The sequence below is a fragment of the Methylobacterium sp. Leaf106 genome, from assembly GCF_001422895.1.
Taxonomy (GTDB): domain Bacteria; phylum Pseudomonadota; class Alphaproteobacteria; order Rhizobiales; family Beijerinckiaceae; genus Methylobacterium; species Methylobacterium bullatum.
This window is the reverse complement of sequence record NZ_LMNB01000012.1, coordinates 635,656-652,802: the sequence shown is the minus strand read 5'-3', so window position 1 is coordinate 652,802 and position 17,147 is coordinate 635,656. Positions and strand designations below refer to the sequence as shown.

13 protein-coding genes are annotated in these 17,147 nt (G+C 67.9%); 7 read left to right on the top strand and 6 right to left on the bottom strand.

Annotated features, from left to right (window positions below; genetic code table 11):
- Positions 1-18 precede the first annotated feature (18 nt).
- From ASF34_RS10770 to ASF34_RS10755, 5 genes are all read left to right on the top strand, one after another.
- Positions 19-1,272: a DUF2254 domain-containing protein gene (locus tag ASF34_RS10770; RefSeq protein ID WP_056161023.1), complete on the top strand. Its 1,254-nt coding sequence runs from the start codon at positions 19-21 to the stop codon at positions 1,270-1,272.
- 51 nt (positions 1,273-1,323) lie between these two features.
- Entirely contained in the window at positions 1,324-1,662 is a 339-nt protein-coding gene (locus tag ASF34_RS10765; protein WP_056161172.1) for a hypothetical protein, read from the top strand.
- Positions 1,663-1,911, top strand: a complete 249-nt coding sequence (locus ASF34_RS10760) for a hypothetical protein (protein ID WP_056161021.1) — start codon at positions 1,663-1,665, stop codon at positions 1,909-1,911.
- A 51-nt stretch (positions 1,912-1,962) separates the two neighbouring features.
- Complete coding sequence (locus tag ASF34_RS23095) at positions 1,963-2,127, top strand: hypothetical protein (protein ID WP_200913251.1); 165 nt, start codon at positions 1,963-1,965, stop codon at positions 2,125-2,127.
- Between the two features lie 119 nt (positions 2,128-2,246).
- Positions 2,247-3,902 (top strand): acyl-CoA synthetase, encoded by a 1,656-nt coding sequence (locus tag ASF34_RS10755; protein ID WP_056161019.1) that lies wholly within the window; start codon positions 2,247-2,249, stop codon positions 3,900-3,902.
- A 77-nt stretch (positions 3,903-3,979) separates the two neighbouring features.
- Here ASF34_RS10755 and typA read toward each other — a convergent pair whose 3' ends face one another.
- Both typA and ASF34_RS10745 read right to left on the bottom strand, forming a co-directional pair.
- Positions 3,980-5,800, bottom strand: coding sequence for a translational GTPase TypA (typA, locus tag ASF34_RS10750; RefSeq protein ID WP_018041955.1), 1,821 nt, complete (start codon positions 5,798-5,800; stop codon positions 3,980-3,982).
- Positions 5,801-6,207: 407 nt separating this feature from the next.
- Positions 6,208-6,561 (bottom strand): ArsR/SmtB family transcription factor, encoded by a 354-nt coding sequence (locus ASF34_RS10745; protein WP_018041954.1) that lies wholly within the window; start codon positions 6,559-6,561, stop codon positions 6,208-6,210.
- Between the two features lie 107 nt (positions 6,562-6,668).
- Here ASF34_RS10745 and ASF34_RS10740 point away from each other — a divergent pair, with 107 nt between their 5' ends.
- Positions 6,669-7,415, top strand: coding sequence for a glucose 1-dehydrogenase (locus ASF34_RS10740; protein ID WP_056161016.1), 747 nt, complete (start codon positions 6,669-6,671; stop codon positions 7,413-7,415).
- A 73-nt stretch (positions 7,416-7,488) separates the two neighbouring features.
- On the opposite strand, the gene ASF34_RS10735 is transcribed toward ASF34_RS10740, so the two are convergent.
- From ASF34_RS10735 to ASF34_RS10720, 4 genes are all read right to left on the bottom strand, one after another.
- On the bottom strand, positions 7,489-8,778 hold the full coding sequence (locus ASF34_RS10735) for an ArgE/DapE family deacylase (protein WP_056161014.1): 1,290 nt from the start codon (positions 8,776-8,778) through the stop codon (positions 7,489-7,491).
- A gap of 75 nt (positions 8,779-8,853) precedes the next feature.
- Positions 8,854-9,192 (bottom strand): DUF3325 domain-containing protein, encoded by a 339-nt coding sequence (locus ASF34_RS10730; RefSeq protein WP_056161012.1) that lies wholly within the window; start codon positions 9,190-9,192, stop codon positions 8,854-8,856.
- Positions 9,189-10,709: a PepSY-associated TM helix domain-containing protein gene (locus ASF34_RS10725; RefSeq protein ID WP_056161010.1), complete on the bottom strand. Its 1,521-nt coding sequence runs from the start codon at positions 10,707-10,709 to the stop codon at positions 9,189-9,191. Before ASF34_RS10725 ends, ASF34_RS10730 begins: the two co-directional genes overlap by 4 nt.
- Positions 10,706-11,029, bottom strand: coding sequence for a hypothetical protein (locus tag ASF34_RS10720; RefSeq protein ID WP_018041949.1), 324 nt, complete (start codon positions 11,027-11,029; stop codon positions 10,706-10,708). Before ASF34_RS10720 ends, ASF34_RS10725 begins: the two co-directional genes overlap by 4 nt.
- A gap of 307 nt (positions 11,030-11,336) precedes the next feature.
- Between ASF34_RS10720 and ASF34_RS10715 the strand changes: the two genes are divergently transcribed.
- Positions 11,337-17,111, top strand: coding sequence for a DUF3320 domain-containing protein (locus ASF34_RS10715; protein WP_056161008.1), 5,775 nt, complete (start codon positions 11,337-11,339; stop codon positions 17,109-17,111).
- Positions 17,112-17,147: the final 36 nt, after the last annotated feature.

Genomic DNA, 17,147 nt, shown 5'->3' with positions numbered 1-17,147 from the left:
CCTTTCTGAAGGCCGCCCTTGTCCTCGACTGCCCTGTATCGGATCCGCCGCGCCACCCGCCGCCCCTGGCTGCGGGTGGCTGCATTCTGCGGAGCCGGCGTCGCGGCCGCGCTAGCCTCGGCCTTCGGCGCGCCGCTGATCCCCATCGAGATAGCCCAATCGATCGGCGCCGACGCCGTCGACCAGATCCTGTCCGTGCTCGCGACGAGCATGTTGCCGGTGGCGACATTCTCGCTCTCGATCATGGTGCAGGCCTATGGCGGCGCCACCAGCAACGTGACGCCCCGGGCCGTGACCCTGCTGATGGAGGATACCCGCGCGCAGAATGCGGTGGCGAGCTTCATCGGCGCCTTCGTCTACAGCGTGGTCGGACTGATCGCGCTCAAGACCCATTTCTACGGCGATCAGGGCCGGGTCATCCTGTTTGGCCTCACCCTCGTCGTCCTCGCCTCGGTGGTCGTCACCCTGGTACGCTGGATCGATACCCTGGCCCATCTCGGCCGGGTCGGCGAGACCGTCGACGCCATCGAGGAGGCGGCCTGCGCCGCGATCAGGCGGCGGGCCGAGGCACCCTATCTCGGTGGGCTGCCCTGGTGCCCCGCGCCGGAGGACGCGATCGCCGTGCAAGCGCAGAGCACGGGATACATCCAGCACGTGGATTCCGGGGCGCTGGAGGCGCTCGGCGAGGCGTCGGACCTCGTCCTGCACCTTGCGGTCCTACCAGGCAGCTTCGTCCATCGGGGCCGACTCCTGGTAGAGATCGACGGCAATCCCGATGCCGCGACTTTGGCCGGCATCACCAAGGCCTTCGTCATCGGCGACAGGCGCAGCTTCGACGATGATCCGCGCTTCGGTATCATCGTCCTTACTGAAGTCGCCTCGCGCGGGCTGTCTGCGGCTATCAACGATCCCGGCACGCCGATCGACGTCATCGGGACGCAAGTACGGGTTCTGACGCTCTGGGCCGAATGCCGGGCCGCCCCGACACGGGGCGAAATCTACCCACGCCTGCGGGTGCCGGGCATCGAGGTGGCGGACCTGTTCGCCGACGCGTTCCGTCCCATCGGCCGCGACGGTGCCGCTTGCGCCGAGGTTGGGGTGCGCCTGCAAAAGGCGCTCGCCGCCCTTCACGCCATTGGCGGCCCCGACTTTCAGGCGGCCGCACGCCGGGAGGCGGACAATGCACTCGCGCGGGCGGAGAAACTCCTCGACTTGCCCGACGATCTCGAAGTCCTGCGAGCCGCTCACGCCCTCGTCGGCCATCGAGGCTGACGCAACCTCGCGGCCCATGGAGTGGTTGAACCTCCAACATTGGAGGACACCATGACGGTTGAGCCGCGCCAGCGCCCTTCGCTGAAGAATTTCGACACCTATACCGATCGAAACGGCCAAAATCCCGGCCAGGACAATGCCCGTGATGTCGGCATCCCGTCGCGCACACAAGCCGATCTCAAAGGCGATCCCTCGGGAGAGGCGGAGACTGCCCGTATCGCGACCGGGACGCCGAGTGAGGACGCCACCGACCAGACGGAGATGGAAGTTCCGGCCGAGAACATCCGGGCCATCGGTGATGCTTCGCAGAAAGCCGAGCCTCAGAGCGCGGCGGCGAAGGATTCCATCGATCGCGCCACCGCGAGCGTCGGCAAGGACGAGGAGAGCTAGATGTCGGATTTTGACAAGCAGCCCACCGATGCCGCGACGCGCAAGCCCAACGATGTCGGATCCCGGGGCGAGCCTGCGTTGGAGGGTGGAAACCAGACCGCGCAACAGGCGGCCATCACCGGCATCGATCCGAGCGGCCTCAGCGATGCCGACCGGAAGGCGAACTGGAACAAGGACGCCGACAAGGCCGGGCGCAACCCGACTCCCGTGGGCGGTTCGTCGAATGGCCAATCGGACCGCAAGCGGTGAGACGCATCGTCAGGGGACGACGTGACGCTTCGAATAAGGAGAGCAACACCCATGGTGGACGATGTGGACAAGAACGATAAGCCACCGCAGGGAAAGCCGGCCAACTCGGCACCCGATGCCGTGATGGATCCCAATGAGAAGACCGAAGGCAAACCGGGACAAGGGCCGCAGGGCGACAAGTCGCCTAATGACGAGACCGATCCCGGCGGCGGCTGAAGCGTCATCACGATGAAGGGCGTGGTCTTCGATCGAAACATGCCCTTCGTCCACAAATCGCGAAGACCATTGAGCGCACCGGTGAGGCGGGTACTGTGTTCCAAAGGGAGACAGACGCCATGAATGCCCCCGATTCGGTCACCGGAGACGCGACGTCGATCTACGACCGGGACCTCGACCGAAACCCGGCCAATCACCAGCCGCTGACACCGCTGAGTTACCTCGACCGGGCCGCGCGGGTGTTTCCCGACCATGTGGCGGTGATCCACGGGAACCTGCGCCGAACCTATGCCGACCTCTACGAGCGCAGCCGGCGTCTCGCGGCGGCGCTCAAAGCGCGCGGCATTGGCCGGGGCGACACGGTGGCTGTCATGCTCGCCAACACCCCCGAAATGATCGAGTGCCATTACGGGGTGCCGATGACAGGCGCCGTGCTCAACACCTTGAACACCCGTCTCGACGCGGCCGGCTTGGCCTTCTGCCTCGACCACGGTGAGGCCAAGGTACTGATCACCGATCGGGAGTTCAGCCGGGTCGTCGGCCCCGCACTGGAGCAGGTCGAAGCAAAGCCCCTCGTCATCGATGTGGACGATCCGGTGTTCACCGGCGAAGGCACCGCCATCGGCACCGTTGACTACGAGGCCCTGCTGGCCGGGGGCGACCCGACGTCCGATTGGGCGATGCCAGCGGACGAATGGGACGCGATCTCGCTGAACTACACCTCGGGCACGACCGGCGACCCGAAGGGAGTGGTCTATCATCACCGCGGCGCGGCGCTCCTGTCTCTCGGCAACGCCATCACCGGAAATCTTGGGCAGCACCCGGTTTATCTCTGGACCCTGCCGATGTTCCACTGCAACGGCTGGTGCTTCCCCTGGACCCTGTCGGTGGTGGCCGGCACCCATGTCTGCCTGCGCCAAGTCCGGGCCGGCGCGCTCTACCAAGCGCTTGCCGAGCACAGCGTCACCCATCTCTGCGGCGCGCCGATCGTGATGCAGTTGCTGCTCAACGCCACCGATTCCGAGCGCCGCCCCCTGCCCCGGCGCGTCGCCTTCCTGACGGCGGCGGCGCCCCCGCCCCAGGCGGTGCTCGGCGCCATGGGGGCCGCCGGCTTCGACGTCACCCATCTCTACGGCCTCACCGAGACCTACGGCCCGGCCGTCGTGAATGCCTGGCACCGGGACTGGGACGCCCTTGATGCGGACGCGCGTGCGGAGAAAATGGCGCGCCAGGGCGTGCGCTACCCCGTTCTCGAAGGCTTCGACATCCGCGACCCCGAGACCTGCGAAACGGTGCCCGCCGATGGGCAGACCATGGGCGAGGCGATGTTCCGCGGCAACGTGGTGATGCGTGGCTACCTGAAGAACCCCACCGCCACGCAGGCCGCCTTCAAAGGCGGCTGGTTCCGCTCCGGCGACCTCGGGGTCAAGCACCCGGACGGCTACGTCCAGTTAAAGGACCGCTCGAAGGACATCATCATCTCAGGTGGCGAGAATATTTCGTCCATCGAGGTGGAGGACGCCCTGTTCCGCCATCCCGCCGTCTCGGCCGCCGCCGTGGTGGCCAAGCCCGACGCGAAATGGGGTGAAACTCCCGTCGCCTTCGTAGAGCTGAAGCCCGATGCGAGCGTGGAGGCCGACGCCCTCATCGCCTGGTGCCGCGAGCGGCTGGCTGGCTACAAGCTGCCCCGCCACATCGTGTTCGGAGAGTTGCCCAAGACTTCGACGGGCAAGGTGCAGAAGTACCTGCTGCGGGAGCGGGCGAAGACCGAGTGAGGGCGCCGGCTCCGCTCAAAAAAGAAAAGGCCGGGCGATGAGCCCGGCCTTCGTATGGTTCAAATCGTGGGCGCCCCTCAGGCGACGCCGCCCGAGCGCTCGAAGCGCTTGCGCTCGTTCGGGTCGAGATAGGTCTTGCGCAGGCGGATCGACTTGGGCGTGACTTCCATCAACTCGTCGTCCTGAATCCAGGCCAGCGAGCGCTCCAGGGTCATGCGGATCGGAGGGGTGAGGCGCACGGCCTCGTCCTTCGAGGTGGTGCGGATGTTGGTGAGCTTCTTGCCCTTGAGCACGTTCACCTCGAGGTCGTTCTCGCGGTTGTGCTCGCCGATAATCATGCCCTGATAGACCTTGGCGCCGGGCTCGATCATCATCGGGCCGCGATCTTCCAGGTTCCACATGGCGTAGGCCACGGCTTCGCCCTTGTCGTTCGAGATCAGCACGCCGTTGCGGCGGCCGGGCATCTCGCCCTTGTAGGGCTCGTAGGCCTTGAACAGGCGGTTCATGATCGCGGTGCCGCGCGTGTCGGTCATGAGCTCGCCCTGGTAGCCGATGAGGCCACGGGTCGGCGCATGGAAGACGAGGCGCAGGCGGCTACCGCCTGAAGGCCGCATCTCGATCATCTCGGCCTTGCGCTCGGACATCTTCTGCACGACGACGCCCGAATATTCCTCGTCCACGTCGACCACGACCTCCTCGACCGGCTCGAGGACGTTGTCGTTCTCGTCCTTGGAGAGCACCACGCGAGGACGTGACACGGCGATCTCGAAGCCTTCACGGCGCATGGTCTCGATCAGGATGGCCAGCTGCAACTCGCCGCGACCGGAGACGAAGAACGAATCCTTGTCGGCCGCTTCCTCGATCTTGAGCGTGACGTTGCCCTCGGCCTCCTTGAACAGGCGGTCGCGGATCATGCGGCTCGTCACCTTGTCGCCCTCGGTGCCCGCCAGAGGCGAATCGTTGACGATGAAGGACATGGTGACGGTAGGCGGATCGATCGGCTGGGCCTGGATCGGGGTCTCGACCTGCGGGTCGCAGAAGGTGTCGGCCACGGTGCCCTTCACGAGGCCGGCGATGGAGACGATGTCGCCCGCCTCGCCGATGTCGATGGGCGCGCGCTCCAGGCCGCGGAAAGCCAGGATCTTCGAGACGCGGCCAGTCTCCACGAGCTTGCCGGTGCGATCCATGACCTTGATGGCCTGGTTCGGCTTCACGGTACCGGACGCGATGCGGCCGGTGATGATGCGGCCGAGGAAGGGGTTGGCTTCGAGCAGGGTGCCGAGCATCCGGAACGGACCCTCTTCGACCTTGGCCTGGGGCACGTGGGAGAGCACGAGGTCGAAGAGCGGCGCGAGGCCATCTTCCTGGGAACCGTCGGGCGACGTCGCCATCCAGCCGGCACGGCCCGAACCGTAGAGGATCGGGAAATCGAGCTGGTCGTCGGTGGCGTCGAGGGCCGCGAAGAGGTCGAACACCTCGTTCACCACCTCGGTGATGCGGGCGTCCGGACGATCGACCTTATTGATCGCCACGATCGGCTTCAGACCGATCTTGAGGGCCTTGCCGACCACGAACTTGGTCTGGGGCATCGGACCCTCGGCGGCATCGACGAGGACGATCACGCCGTCCACCATCGAAAGGATACGCTCCACCTCGCCGCCGAAATCGGCGTGGCCGGGGGTGTCGACGACGTTGACGCGGGTATCCTTCCAGACGACCGAGGTCGCCTTGGCCAGGATGGTGATGCCGCGCTCCTTCTCGAGGTCGTTCGAATCCATCGCGCGCTCTTCGACGCGCTGGTTGTCTCGGAACGACCCAGACTGGGACAGGAGCTTGTCGACGAGCGTCGTCTTGCCGTGGTCGACGTGGGCGATGATGGCGATGTTGCGAAGCTTCATAAGGTATCCGGCAGCGAGAAGAGCCCGTCACGCGACGGGCCGCAGGGATGCGGCCGGCAGCGCCGGGTCACGGGATCGAGCTATCGCGTCGCAATATAAGGTGTCGGGCGTTCCGGCAAGGGGCATGGACCGCGTGTCTGCCACTCATCTCACGCGCACCCGCGTGCCGCAGCAGCGGGGCCGTCGCTTTGATGCGCAAAAACGGCGAGGGCCGGTGACACTGTCCTACGGTCCACATTCAGTCTGCCGCGCAAGAGCAAGACGACCTAAGGCAACTGTTCGCCTCCGGCTCGGCATAAGCAAAGGCGTCGACGACACGAGGAACGCCGGTAGGCCGAAGGACAACGTCCTGCGTCCGTCAGAGAAAATCGGCATTCGCGACGCGAGGTGAGGCGAGGCCCTGGCGGTTACTCGCCTGTCCCGCACGCGCTCGCGTCGATGCTCGATGCGTAGGCGGCCATGATCGCTGCCAGCAGACCCGGAAAGCGAGACTCCACCTCGGCGCAACGCGAGCGGTTCCGCATCTCCACGCCGTGACGTTCGCAGTGGATCAATCCGGCCTCGCGCAGCACCTTGAAATGGCTCGAGAGCGAGGATTTCGGGATGATCTGGTCTCCCATTGCGGACAAGGCCGAGCAAGCCTCGACGCAGCCCGCGCTCCTGATCCGCGCGAAGATCACCGCGCGGCGAGGATCGGACAGGGCGTGGAGGATCGCTTGCGGCTGGACGTCCTCGATCGCGGGGTGAAACAGGGGCCTCATAATTTGTCCATATGGGGACTTGATCTTCGTTCGTTTAGTTCCGAAGTTCCGAACTATGGGATAAAGACAGCCAGTCGGCAGCCGGTTCCCGACGAAGGATAGCACACATGTCGAAGCTTGACGGAAAGGTCGCTGTCGTGACCGGCGGATCGAAGGGCATCGGTGCGGCGATCGCCAAAGCCCTGGCGAAGGAGGGTGCGGCCGTTGTGGTCAACTACGCATCGAGCAAGGCCGGAGCCGAAACCGTGGTCGCGGACATTACCTCGGCCGGGGGCAAAGCCATCGCAGTCCAGGCGGACGTCTCCAAGGCTGCTCAGGCACAGGAATTGGTCGAGGCAGCAGTGAAGCGGTTCGGCCGGCTCGACGTGCTGGTCAACAATTCCGGCGTCTATGAATTCGCGTCGATCGAGGAAATCACCGAAGAGCATTATCGCCGTCTCTTCGACGTCAACGTGCTCGGCGTCCTGCTGGCGACTCAGGCGGCGGCCAAGCATCTTGGGGAAGGCGGCAGCGTCGTCAATATCTCCTCGGCGATCACCCATGTGCATACGCCGAGCGCGGCGGTCTATGCCGGCACCAAGGGCGCCTTGAACGCGATCTCGGACGTCCTCGCCAACGAGCTTGCCCCACGCAAGATCCGTGTGAACGTGGTCAGCCCCGGCTTCGTGGTGACCGAGGGCACCCACACAGCCGGCATCGTCGGCTCCGATATGGAAGCCGGGTTCGTCGCGCAGACACCGCTCGGCCGGGCCGGCCAGCCGGACGATATCGCCGAGGTCGTCGCCTTCCTCGCTTCAGACGATGCCCGTTGGTTGACCGGCGAGAACATCACCGCCAGCGGCGGCATTCGCTGACGCGAGGCAACACGGCCCGCGCGTGCCCCCTCGCCAGGAGCACGCCCGGGAACACGGGCCGCGACGCCCGCGCCTATCGCCCGAGCGCCTCGGTCCCGCACCATTCGGCCACGAACAGCGCCATCGCGGTGGTGATCCGCTTGACCGAAGCGAGGCTGACGCGCTCGTCGAAACCGTGGATGTTCTCGCTGATCGGCCCGTAGCAGAGGGCCGGAACCCGGTCGTAGAGGGCATGGACGCGGGTATCGAGATAGCTCGGCGACATGAAGCTCCGAAGGTCGGTCCCCGTGGCCCGCCTGTGCGCGGTGGCGAGCACGGCCTCGGCCTCCGAGCCTTCGTCCAGCTCGTAGCCTTCGGAGAAGAAGCCGTTGAAGGCCACCACCGGCGGCGTCTTCGCCAGGAACGCGTCCGTCCGGGCGAAGTCCGCCACCGCCGCCTCGATCTCGCGTGCCGCATCCGCCGCGCCGACGCCTGGATAGATCGCGATCCGGCACGCGATCCGACACCAGGCGGGCACCGACGAGGCCCAATCGCCCCCCTCGATCCGGCCGACATTGAGGTTGATCGGATGCGCTTCACCCTCGAAATGGCGGCGTCCCGTCTTGCGGGCGTTCCACGATTCCTCGAGTTCGCGCAGGGCCCCGATCACCCGGTAGGCCGCGTCGATAGCGTTGGCTCCCGCCCCCATCTCGCGGACATGGACAGGCGTGCCCCGCACCTCGACCGTGAACCACAGCACGCCGGTATTGGCGCGCACGAGCTTCTCGTCCTCGGGCTCGGGGATCAGCACGGCATCGGCTCGGTAGCCATGCAGATGGGCCATCAGAGCACCGTTGCCGGTGGATTCCTCCTCGACCACGGACTGGACCGTCACGGTGGCAGCCGGCTGAAGCCCGATCCGGGCCAGCGCATCGAGAGCGAAAAGGTTGGCGGCGTGGCCGGCCTTCATGTCGGCCGCACCCCTTCCGTACATCCAGTCGCCCCGTATCACGGGATCGAAGGGTGGGTGGCTCCACAGGTCGAGGGGACCGGGGGGTACGACGTCCACATGCGCTTGCAGGATCAATGAGCGACCGGTCTCATGCCGGGGCCGGTGGATGCCGACGACGAGGGGCGCATCGGAATGCTCCGGCGTGATCCGCCCCCCGCCGGGATGCGCGCTGATGGCCGCATGGTCCATACGGACCTGCTCCATGGCGTAGCCGCGCTCCCTCAGGCAGCGGAACACGTGGTCCTGAATCGCGTGCTCGGCGCCCCGGACCGAGCCGAACCGGACGAGGGCCTGGATATGGGCCACCTGCTCGGCGAAGCCCAACTCCACCGAGGTGGCAATACGGTCCGCGAGAGCAGGGTCGAGCGCCATCGATCGTCCTTGTGAAAGCCTGTCGAACAGCCCTTCACATAGGCCCATCCGATCGGGCTGGAACCCGCCGCCAGCTCAGACGAAGAAGGCGGTGGCCATGGCGAGGGGAAGTGCGGCGATAGCCGCCGGGCGGATCCAGGCCGGACGATAGGACATCAGCGCCACGACGATGAGCGCGGCCCCGGTGAGCGAGCCGAGCCATTGCACCGGACCGAAATTCCAGTCCGCCGTGATGACGGCCGCGGCGAAGGCCAGGGCGATGAAAAGCCAACCCGCCACGCGGAACGCTCTGTCCCGCCGCCGGGAAGGGCGCCCGTGGAACAGGGTCCGGCCATGCCGGTCCATGCTCAGGCAGAGGCAGGCAAGACCGGAGAAGCTCAGGAGTGAGGTGAGGGATACGGCAACGGGCGTCATGCTCGGACGAAATCTCCGGTGGTACGGGCGGCTTCTCTCCGCGTCCCCTCGTGGCGCCCGAGCTTGCGCGCGCCGAAGAGGAAGACCAGCGCGAGCGCCACCATGGCGGCGTCGAAGCCCAGGAAGTCGGCACGCCATCCCGTCTGCACCCAATCGACCAGAGGAACGGCGAGGAAGAGAAGCGCGGCGGCATAGCTCATTTCGCCCCATGCCCGGCGATGCGGGCGAGCAAGGGGGATCAGTGCGGCGAGGAGCCAGATCCCGAAGAACACGCCGCTTTCCCAGGATTCCCTCGCGGCCCATTCTACCGGAACGAGGCGGTTGGCGAGGAAGAGCGCCGCCATGCCGATGGGTAGGCCGAGGATGGTGCCGATGTTGAGCGCATGAACGAGGCGCCAGCCGGCGGCGGGACGGACGACGCCTTTCGGCGCCCGCGCCACGGTCCACAGGACGAGTCCGGTGGCGATGGCAGCACAGCCCATCAGGCCGGACAGGAAGAACAGGATGCGCAGGGCCGGCCCGGCGAAATGCGCCTCGTGCAGGCCGACGAAGCTCGTATAGGCATGCGCCGCCGGTTTCAGCGGTCCGGTTCGTTCGACAACCTCCCCGGTCACCGCATGGAAGGCGATCTGCGGATGGCGATGGGCGAGCCCATGGGGCTCCTCGAACACCGCCACCACGGTGGCATTGGCGTCGCCGGGATTGTTGATCGAGACCATCTCGAGCGGTTCGCTCACCTCGGCCTGGGCGCGGCGGATCAGAGGACCGAGCGGCGCCGGCTCGGCCGGCTTGCCCTCGGCGGCGCGCCAGGCCGGCATCTGGCCGGACTCGACGTAGAAGCGCAGCTCGTCGCCCTTGTAGGCGCTCACCATTCCCCACGGCATGTACATGAGCGCGAGCGAGACGATGCCCGTATAGGTGATCATCAGGTGGAACGGCAGCGCCAGAACACCGGTGACGTTGTGCGCGTCGAGCCAGCCGCGCTGGGCGGATTTCGAACGCCGGAAGGTGAAGAAATCGGCGAAGATCCGGCGATGGGTGACGATGCCGCTGATGAGGGCGACGAGCAGGACCATCGCGCAGATGCCGACGATCCAGCGGCCGAGGGCCGGGAGCATCTGCAATTCGAAATGGAAGCGGTAGAAGAAGTCACCGCCCTGTGTCGCCCGGGCCTCTGTCGGCGCACCGGTATCCGGATCGAGGAGCGCCTTGCCGAACTCGCCGTCCGGCGTGACCATCCAATAGGCGCCGATATACGGCTTGTCGGGCTGCGGCACGCCCACATACCAAGCCATCGCCTTTGGGGCATGGACCTTAAGATACGCGACCCCGAGTTCGGTCGCCCGGACCACGTCGTATTCCGCCTGCGCGCGTAATTCGGGCCGCATCCAGAGGGAAATGTCGGACTTGTAGTAGGTGGCGGTGCCGGTGACGAAGACGGCGAACATCACCCAGCCGGTGACGAGCCCCGCCCAGGTGTGCAGCCACGCCATCGATTGGCGAAACCCCTGCTTCATGCGGGTTGCACCGCGCTGCCGAGGGCGAGCCAGAGACCGGCGCCCAGGCACAAAGCCGGAAGCGCCAGTCCTATCGCCGCGCGGGCGAGGGTACGGGCGGAAAAGACCCAGATCACCGCACCCGCCATGATCGCGAAGCTCGCCAGAGTGGCGGCGGCGACGGCCTCCGAACGATCAAGGGGCAGGGTCAAAGACAGGAAGGCCGTGGCAATGGCCGCAAGGGCATAGCCTCCGAAGATCGCCAGGAGGGTCCGGCCCGCCACCATCAGACGGTAGCGGCCCTGCGATGGCCGTGCATTCGGCTTGGTCGTATCCGTCATCGGCAGGCAGCACCGGTTTGCGAGGAACGAACGGCAGGCGGGCTCGGCAAGGCAACGCCAGCGAAACGGATGGCCTCGACGCCGCGACGACCAGTATCTTGGCCGAGTTGCCGATCACACAACGCTATACAAAGCCTCGTCTTGCCCGGGCAATCACTATGTTGTGGAACGATTCCAAGTACGCCGAACCACGGGAGTTCAGGCAAACCGTGAGCCCGACGAGCTTCGGTGCGGTCGGCGGGCGAGTCTTGCGGGTGCGAACGCCACGCCTGTAGAACCCTTGCCGAATGGCGGGGAACCGGGCGCGATGGACGATACGCTCGAAGCGTCGGAGGGGGCTCGCACGCGTTGCGGTCTCGCCTGCACGATCGCCGATCATGCCAGCGTCGCATCCTGGCAGAACGGGATTCCCCTCATCCGGGACATCACCGTGACCCATGGCGGCGAGGCCGAACTGTCCGATGTGACGCTCCGCATCTCAGCGATTCCGCCGCTGTTCCGCCCCCTTACCCTGCCGATCCAGCAAATCGGGGCTGGGGGCCTCCAACGCATCGATGCGCCGGATCTGCGGATCGACGGAGCGGTCCTCGCCGGATTGCGGGAGAGCCGGCTCTGTACCGTCACGCTGACGTTGACGGCTCCAGCCGAGGGGAGCGATCGGGCGGGCGAGCTCGCCCGGGAGGAGTTCGACCTGCGGCTCCTGCCGCCCTCCCATTGGGGAGGCGCGGATGCGGCGCCCGAACTGCTCGCGGCCTTCGTCAGGCCCAACGACCCGGCCGTGGACGGCATCCTGCGCTCCGCCGCTGCGATTCTGGAACGGGCAAGGCGGAGCACCGCCTTCGACGGCTATCGCAGCGGAAGGAGGGCCAGGGCCTGGGAGATGGCGGAAGCGATCCACGCGGCGATGGCGGCCCTGCGGATCACCTACATCCTACCGCCCGCGAGTTTCGAACGGTTGGGACAGAAGGTCCGCGAGCCCACCGCGATCGTGGAGCGGCGGCTCGCCACCTGCCTCGACCTCACCCTGCTCTGGGCCGCCTGCTGTGAACAGGCCGGGCTCAATCCGCTCCTGATCCTCACCCGCGATCACGCGCTCCTCGGGCTGTGGCTCGTGGACGAGACCCTGCCGGAAAGGGTCGGTGACGACGCCCAGGCCTTGCGGAAGCGCCGCGACCTGCAGGAACTGATCCTGATCGAGACCACAATTCTCACCGCCGATCCGCCGGGGAGTTTCGCGGATGCGGTGGCGGCCGGCGCGCGCCTGATCGATGCGGATGCCGAATCCCCCCTGGAGATGGTCCTCGATCTGCGGCGCGCCCGGCTATCCGGCATCTCCCCCCTCGATACGGGCGAGCCCGGCGCACAGGCGCCGGCTCCGGAGATCGCGGTGGCGCTCGTCCAGGCGCTCGGCGCGCCCCCGTCCTTCGTCGAGGATCTCCCGGCTCCCCGCCTCGATCTGCCCCGTCGCGAGCCCCGCGACCGGCTGGAAGCCTGGAAGCTGCGGCTCCTCGACCTGACCCTGCGGAACAAGCTCCTCAACTTCAAACCGGGCAAGGGATCGCTCACCCTCGATTGTCCTGAGCCGGGCGCGTTCGAGGACGCTCTCGCGGCGGGCCGCTCCTTCAGGCTCGTCGCCCGTCCGCCTTCCGAGGCACCGCTCGGCGCGTTGGACGACGAACGCGGCGAGATCGCCGCCGATGTCGGGACGGAAGAACTGGAGGCCCGCCTCACCGACCTGTTCCGGCTCGCCCGCGGCAGTTTCGAGGAGGGCGGCGCTAACGTCCTGTTCCTCGCCTTCGGCTTCCTCACCTGGACACGGGGCAACGGCATGCCGCCCGCCCGCGCCCCCCTGCTGCTGGTGCCGGCGGCCCTGACCCGTGCCAGCGTCCGCGCCGGCTTCCGCCTCGTCCGCCACGACGAGGAGGCGCGCCTCAACCCGACGCTTCTCGAGATGCTGCGTCAGGATTTCGACCTCGACATGCCGGATTTCGCCGAGGGCTTGCCGGGCGACGAATCCGGCATCGACGTCGAGGCCGTCTGGCGAATCGTGCGCACCCATATCCGCGACCTGAAGGGGTTCGAGGTCACGACCGAGGTGGTGCTCTCGGCTTTCTCCTTCACCAAGTTCCTGATGTGGAAGGATCTGAGCGAGCGCACGGACCTCCTGAAGCGCAGCCCGGTGGTGCGCCACCTCCTCGACACGCCGAAACAAGCCTACGGCGACGGCACTGGCTTTCCCGTGCCGGAGCGCCTCGACGCGCAGCATCCGCCCTCCGGCATCTTCACGCCGCTCCTCGCCGATTCCTCCCAGGTCTCGGCAGTCCTCGCGGCGGCCTCGGGCAAGGATTTCGTGCTGTTCGGCCCGCCCGGCACCGGCAAGAGCCAGACCATCGCCAACATGATCGCGCAGTGCCTGGCGCTCGGGCGCACGGTCCTGTTCGTCTCGCAGAAGAGCGCCGCCCTGGAGGTGGTGCGCCGGCGCCTCGACGCGGTGGGGCTGGGCGCCTGCTGCCTCGAAGTCCATGCGGCCAAGGCCCAGAAGACGCACGTCATCGCGCAACTCCGCGAGGCCTGGGCCGCGAGGAGCGGCGAGCCCGTCCCCTGGGAGGACGCAGCCACCGATCTCCAGCGCCGCCGGGAGGGCCTGAACGGTGTGGTGGAGAGCCTGCACGCCACCCGGCCGAACGGCCTCAGCGCCCACTCGGCCATGGCGCGGGTCATCGCCGACAGGCAAACCGGCCGGGACGGGCTCAGCCTCGTCTGGCCGAAGGACGCAGCCTCCGCGCCCGGCCACCGGGATGGCCTGCGGGCCCAGTGCGGTGAGCTTGCCGCCCTTCGCCCCATCGTCGGGGACATCGCGAACCATCCCCTCCGGGGCATCGGTGCCATCGCATGGTCGCCCCTGTGGCGGGCCGAGATGGAGCAGGCTGTTCCCGAACTCGCCCGCACCCTGCCGGACTTCGCGACATCCGGCCAGCGTCTCGCCGAGGCGATGGGCCTGACGCCCCTCGGCCGGACCTATGACGGCCTGCGCGCGCTCTCCTCCCTCGCCGCCGCCCTGTTCCGGCTGGAGGCGCGGATGGGCCTGCGCTTCCTCGGCCCCGGAGGCGCGCCCTTGCGCCAGGCCATCGAGGCCCGCCGCACCCGACAGGACGCGCTCGCCCGGCTAACCACCCGGCTCTTCGTCGCCTATGCCCCCTCGGTGTTCGGCAGCGATTTCGACCGCCTGCTGGCCGAGTGGCGCGAGGCGAAAGCCTCGAACTTCTTCCTGCGGGGGCGGCGTCTGAGCCGAGTTCGCGACCTCCTCGCCCCCTTCGCGCAAGGGCGCGTACCGGAGGATATCGGGCCGGACCTCGTCACCCTCGCCGAGATCAAGTCCCTGCAGGCGACAAGACCCACTCTGGCGGAGATTCTGGAGAGCGCCACCGCGGAACTCGGACATCCGTGGTCGGATCCGGCGGCCCCCGCCGACCTGTTCACCGCTCCGATGGCCTGGGCGACGCGGCTCGCACCGGTCATCACCACCATGGCGCCGCTCGTCGGAGGCCCGGACATCGTCCGCGCGAGGCTCGCCGCGTTCCTCGACACCGAGGATGGCAGGCTCGAACCTGGCGGCAGCCTGGCCTTGGCAAAGGAGGATTTCACGACGCGGAGAAGCGCCACCGTGAAGGCGATCGAGACGCTCGGGCGTCTGGCCGGCAGGGCCAAGCCCGACCGCCCGGTGGAGACGGAGGGCGATTGGGTGGCCGGCGCCCTCGCGGTGGCGGAACGCTGGCGCAGGGCGCTGCCCAAGGCGCAGGCCTGGGCCAGCTGGCAGAGGGCGGTGAGCGAGGCGACGAAGGCGGGCCTCGGCCCTCTGGTCGCCGAGATCGAGGCGGGAACGCTGCAGGACGACGCCATCCTTCCGGCCTTCGAGGGCGCCTATGCGCGCTGGTGGATCGACCATGCCGTCACCGACGACGTCCGCCTGCGCGATTTCATGGGCCAGCGCCACGAGGAGGCGATCCGGGGCTTCGGCGAGGCCGATTCCCGGCTCTCCGGCCTCGCCGGGGCGGCGGTGCGTGCCCGCATCGGTGGCGGCGTACCGCTCGCCGGCGCCTCCGGCACCGATCCCGAATGGGGCACCCTGGCGCGGGAAATCACCAAGCGCGCCAGGCACATACCCCTGCGCCAGCTCTTCGCGCGGATGCCGAACGCGCTGACCCGCCTGACGCCTTGCCTGATGATGAGCCCACTCTCCATCGCCCAATATTGGCCGGCCGAGGCGAAGCCGTTCGACATCGTCATCTTCGACGAGGCCTCGCAGATCGCGCCGTGGGATGCCATCGGTGCCATCGCGCGGGGCCGGCAGGTGGTCATCGTCGGCGATCCCGAACAATTGCCGCCCACCAATGTGGGCGATCGCGGCGTCGACGAGATCTCGGACGGTCTCGACGTCGCCGACCAGGAGAGCATCCTCGACGAGTGTCTGGCCGCGCACCTGCCGCAAAGGCGCCTCGCCTGGCACTACAGAAGCCGGCACGAGAGCCTCATCGCCTTCTCCAACCGCCACTATTATCGCGGCGGGCTCGTCACCTTCCCCTCCCCCGTCACCGAGGACCGGGCGGTGCGGCTCCAGCACGTGGCCGATGGGCTCTACGAGCGCGGCGGGGCGCGGGTGAACCGGCCGGAAGCGCGCGCCCTGGTGGCGGAGGTGGTCGCCCGCATCTCGGACCCCGCCTTCGCGGCGGAGGAGCGCTCGCTGGGCATCGTCACCTTCAATGGCGAGCAGCAGCGCCTGATCGAGAACCTGCTCGATGCCGAGAGGCGGGGAAGGCCGGAGCTGGAGCGGTTCTTCGACGGGCGGATCTGGAAAGAACCGGTCTTCGTGAAGAACCTCGAGACCGTGCAGGGCGACGAGCGCGACGTGATCCTGTTCTCGGTGGCGGCAGGGCCGGATGCCACGGGCCGGATCACCGGACAGATCAGTTCGCTCAACCGCGAGGGCGGTCACCGACGCCTCAACGTGGCGATCACCCGGGCCCGGCGGGAGCTCGTTGTCTTCGCGTCGATGCGGGCCGACCAGGTGGATCTCGGCCGTGGCAGCGCCCGTGGCGTGCGTGATTTCAAGCACTTCCTCGCCTTCGCCGAACACGGCGCCCGCGCCCTCGAAACGGCGGCCGCGCCGACGGGGGGCGACATCGAATCGCCGTTCGAGGGCGCGGTGATGGCGGCCTTGGCCGCGCGGGGGTGGAGAATCGTGCCGCAAGTGGGCGTTTCCGCCTTTCGGATCGACCTCGGCATCGTCCATCCCGACGCTCCGGGGCGCTACCTCGCGGGCGTCGAATGCGACGGGGCGACCTATCACCGGGCGGCGACCGCGCGCGACCGTGACCGTCTGCGCGAATGGGTGCTCACCGACCTCGTATGGCGCATCCACCGGGTCTGGAGCACCGATTGGTGGAACGATCCGCAAGGCGCCCTCGACCGGCTCGACACGGCGTTGCGGGCCGATCTCGACGCCGACAGGGCGAAGCCGGAGCCGGTCGTGATCGCGCCGGCCGCCCCCGATATCCCGCAGGTGGAGCCCCCCGGCCTCTATGAACCCGCCGACCTGTCGGGCTTCTCTCCCGATGCCGCGCGGTTCCACGAGGTGGGTTACGAGGCCACGCTGGCGGCGATGGCGGCCGTGGTGGTCGCGCGCGAAGGTCCTGTTTTCGCTGACGTTCTCGCCGAGCGCCTCCTGCGCGCCCATGGCTTTGCCCGGATCACGGCCCGCCTGCGCCAGCGCGCCCTGGGGGCCGTCGATCCCCGCTGCCCCCATACCGGCGAGGGCGACCGCATCGTGCTCTGGCCGGAGGCCGCCCCTGCCGGGCCGGTGAGGTTCCGGCCGGCTGAAGGAGAGGGGCGAGCCCCCGCCGACATCCCGCTCCAGGAGCTCGCAGGCCTCGCCCGCGACCTCGATCCGGCACCCGGCGTCGAGGGGCGGATGGCCGCGCAGCTGGGCCTCGGCCGGATGAGCGAGGCGGTCCGCGCCCGGTTCGCCGAGGCCGCCTCGCTGGCGCGGGAGAGCGAAGCATCGGCCCCGAAACCCGTCGGATGAGACAGGCGGATCGACCGCCACGCGACCCCCGTTTCG

Coding starts and splice junctions, on each gene's coding strand:
- ASF34_RS10765 (WP_056161172.1), top strand. CDS start 1,324: ATGACGGTTGAGCCGCGCCAGCGCCCTTCGCTGAAGAATTTCGACACC.
- typA (WP_018041955.1), bottom strand. CDS start 5,800: ATGAAGCTTCGCAACATCGCCATCATCGCCCACGTCGACCACGGCAAG.
- ASF34_RS10745 (WP_018041954.1), bottom strand. CDS start 6,561: ATGAGGCCCCTGTTTCACCCCGCGATCGAGGACGTCCAGCCGCAAGCG.
- ASF34_RS10715 (WP_056161008.1), top strand. CDS start 11,337: ATGGACGATACGCTCGAAGCGTCGGAGGGGGCTCGCACGCGTTGCGGT.
- ASF34_RS10720 (WP_018041949.1), bottom strand. CDS start 11,029: ATGACGGATACGACCAAGCCGAATGCACGGCCATCGCAGGGCCGCTAC.
- ASF34_RS10735 (WP_056161014.1), bottom strand. CDS start 8,778: ATGGCGCTCGACCCTGCTCTCGCGGACCGTATTGCCACCTCGGTGGAG.
- ASF34_RS23095 (WP_200913251.1), top strand. CDS start 1,963: ATGGTGGACGATGTGGACAAGAACGATAAGCCACCGCAGGGAAAGCCG.
- ASF34_RS10730 (WP_056161012.1), bottom strand. CDS start 9,192: ATGACGCCCGTTGCCGTATCCCTCACCTCACTCCTGAGCTTCTCCGGT.
- ASF34_RS10740 (WP_056161016.1), top strand. CDS start 6,669: ATGTCGAAGCTTGACGGAAAGGTCGCTGTCGTGACCGGCGGATCGAAG.
- ASF34_RS10755 (WP_056161019.1), top strand. CDS start 2,247: ATGAATGCCCCCGATTCGGTCACCGGAGACGCGACGTCGATCTACGAC.
- ASF34_RS10760 (WP_056161021.1), top strand. CDS start 1,663: ATGTCGGATTTTGACAAGCAGCCCACCGATGCCGCGACGCGCAAGCCC.
- ASF34_RS10725 (WP_056161010.1), bottom strand. CDS start 10,709: ATGAAGCAGGGGTTTCGCCAATCGATGGCGTGGCTGCACACCTGGGCG.